A 2,375-nucleotide genomic window follows, 5' to 3' on the forward strand; every position below is an offset into this window, starting at 1 on the left:
GCTGGTGCCGCACCAGGCGAACCGCAGGATCATCGAGGGGTCGGCCAAGAAGCTCGGCATCCCGATGGACAAGGTGGTGGTGACCGTGGACCGGCATGCCAACACCTCGGCGGCCTCCATCCCGCTGGCGCTCGCAACGGCGGCAGGCGACGGCCGGATCCGGCGCGGCGACATGGTGATGCTGGAGGCGATGGGCGGCGGATTTACCTGGGGTGCGGTGCTTTTGCGCTGGTAATGCCCTTCCGGCAACGAAATCAGTCCTTTCACACGCTTGACCGCTTTGCCCCGCGGCAATAGTGTCATGTTCAAGGGGATTTTGACAGAATTTGGGATGCGGCGATGCCTGGCAAAACTGTGACGCGTGCGGATCTGGCCGAGTCGGTGTTCCGCAAGGTGGGACTTTCCCGCACGGAATCGGCCGAGCTGGTCGAGACCGTTATCGATGAAATCTGCGATGCGATCGTCAAGGGCGAGACGGTGAAGCTCTCCTCCTTCGCCACCTTTCAGGTGCGCGACAAGAACGAGCGCATCGGCCGGAACCCGAAGACCGGCGAGGAAGTGCCGATCTCGCCGCGCCGGGTCATGACCTTCAAGGCCTCCAACGTGCTGAAGCAGAAGATTCTCAAAGCCCATCTCAACCGCAAGCACAAGGCGGAAAAGGCTGCGCAGAAGTCGGCCTCCTGAGGCGCCTGCCGGAACGGTTTTCGCCCGGCTTGCCTTGCCGGCCTTATCGCGCTGAAATGCAGGTCTGATTCGATCATTGTGGCAGGCGAGGACGGCTGAACCCATGGACAAGTCTCCCGAGGCATTTCGCACCATTTCCGAAGTGGCGGAAGAACTGGAGCTGCCGCAGCACGTGCTGCGCTTCTGGGAGACGCGTTTCACCCAGGTCAAGCCGATGAAGCGGGGCGGCGGCAGGCGCTACTATCGCCCCGAGGACATCGAGCTTCTGAAGGGGATCCGCCATCTCCTTTATGACCACGGCTACACCATCAAGGGCGTCCAGAAGCTGCTGAAGAGCAACGGCAACCGTTTCGTCACCGCGATCGGCAGCGGCGATGCCGAGCTTGTCGAGGCGCTGGCCGTCCCTCCCGAGGCCCGGCAGCACGAGGACCAGCCTTCGATTTTCGATGATGACCAGGTGGTGGGCCGTCCAAAGAAGGCGGGCGGGACCGGCTTCTTCCGCCGCAAGAAGGACGAGGAGGGGGCCATCGACCCCGCTTCCGGCCTCGCGCGTTCGGATGACGCGCTGCTGCAGGAAGTGCTCTACGACCTGCTGGAATGCAAGCGTCTGCTCGATCAGGTGCGCTGACCGCCTTCCTCCTCTGGAGGAAGCGGGCGCCGCGGCAGGGGCTTCGGCGCCCGCGGCAAACCTCTGCCCCGACTTTGACCGTCTTCAAATTCCTGTCTTCACGTCTGCGTTATAGTGTCCGCAGGGCGGGGAAGTGCGACTCCCGTATTGCCAAAACCGTTCCGTTCTGCTTCCACTTATGGTGGCAATTTCGTATCGTCTCAATATGGGCCGGTTTTCGGGGTGGGTTTGCGGAGCGCGACGGCAGTCCCCGGCGCGGTGCGCCATGACATGGAGAATGATGATGGCGGAGAATGCGGTGGCCAACGACCTGGAGAGCATGCCGGTCGAGGCGGTTCTTGAGAAGCTCGGCGTCGACCCAGGAAAGGGGCTGAGCGCGGCGGAGGCGCAAAAGCGGCTGGCGCAATACGGCCCCAACGCGCTGCCGGAGGAAAAGACAAATCTTTTCAAGAAGATTGCCGGCCACTTCGTCGGTCCGATCGCCTTCATGATCGAGGCCGCGGCGCTGGTTTCCCTGATCCTCGGCGACTGGGGCGATTTCTTCATCATCTTTGGCCTTCTGGTCTTCAATGCCGGGCTCGAATTCTACCAGGACAGCAAGGCGACGAGCGCTTTGGCGGCGCTGAAGAATTCGCTCGCCCCGCAGGCAACGGCGCTGCGCGACGGCAAGTTCGCCGTCATCGACGCTGCGACGCTCGTGCCGGGCGACATCATCAAGATCAGGCTCGGCGGCATCGTGCCCGCCGATGTCCGTCTGGTCTCCGGCGACTATGCCTCGATCGACCAGGCGGCGCTGACGGGCGAGTCCCTTCCGGTCAACAAAAAGGTCGGCGACACGGCCTATTCGGGCAGTGTGGTGAAGCAGGGGGAGATGGCGGCCGTCGTCACCGGAACGGGGTCGGAAACCTTCTTCGGCCGCACGGCAAAGCTTGTGGCCGGGGCCGGCGCCGTCAGCCAGGCGCAGAAGGCGATGTTCCAGATCGGCAACTTTCTCATCGTCGTGGCGGTCGTGCTGGCGATGATCATGGTCGCCGTCCAGGCCTTTGTCGACATCGTCAAGACC

4 protein-coding genes are annotated in these 2,375 nt (G+C 63.1%); all 4 read left to right on the top strand.

The genetic code is table 11. From position 1 onward, the window contains the following. Positions 1 to 235: 3-oxoacyl-[acyl-carrier-protein] synthase III C-terminal domain-containing protein (locus AC5DC2_RS23020; RefSeq protein WP_491700172.1), on the top strand; the 235-nt coding region annotated here is incomplete at its 5' end. A 104-nt stretch (positions 236 to 339) separates the two neighbouring features. Then, a complete protein-coding gene (locus AC5DC2_RS23025) occupies positions 340 to 684 on the top strand; it encodes an integration host factor subunit alpha (protein ID WP_024709611.1) in 345 nt (114 codons plus the stop codon). A 103-nt stretch (positions 685 to 787) separates the two neighbouring features. Further along, entirely contained in the window at positions 788 to 1,312 is a 525-nt protein-coding gene (locus tag AC5DC2_RS23030) for a MerR family transcriptional regulator (protein WP_024709612.1), read from the top strand. Between the two features lie 265 nt (positions 1,313 to 1,577). After that, a partial coding sequence (locus tag AC5DC2_RS23035) for an HAD-IC family P-type ATPase (RefSeq protein WP_491700173.1) occupies positions 1,578 to 2,375 on the top strand: 798 nt, incomplete at its 3' end.

The organism is Martelella sp. (assembly GCF_984369615.1).

Excerpts from the sequence above, each read along its gene's own strand:
- AC5DC2_RS23025 (WP_024709611.1), top strand. The coding sequence starts at position 340 with ATGCCTGGCAAAACTGTGACGCGTGCGGATCTGGCCGAGTCGGTGTTC.
- AC5DC2_RS23030 (WP_024709612.1), top strand. The coding sequence starts at position 788 with ATGGACAAGTCTCCCGAGGCATTTCGCACCATTTCCGAAGTGGCGGAA.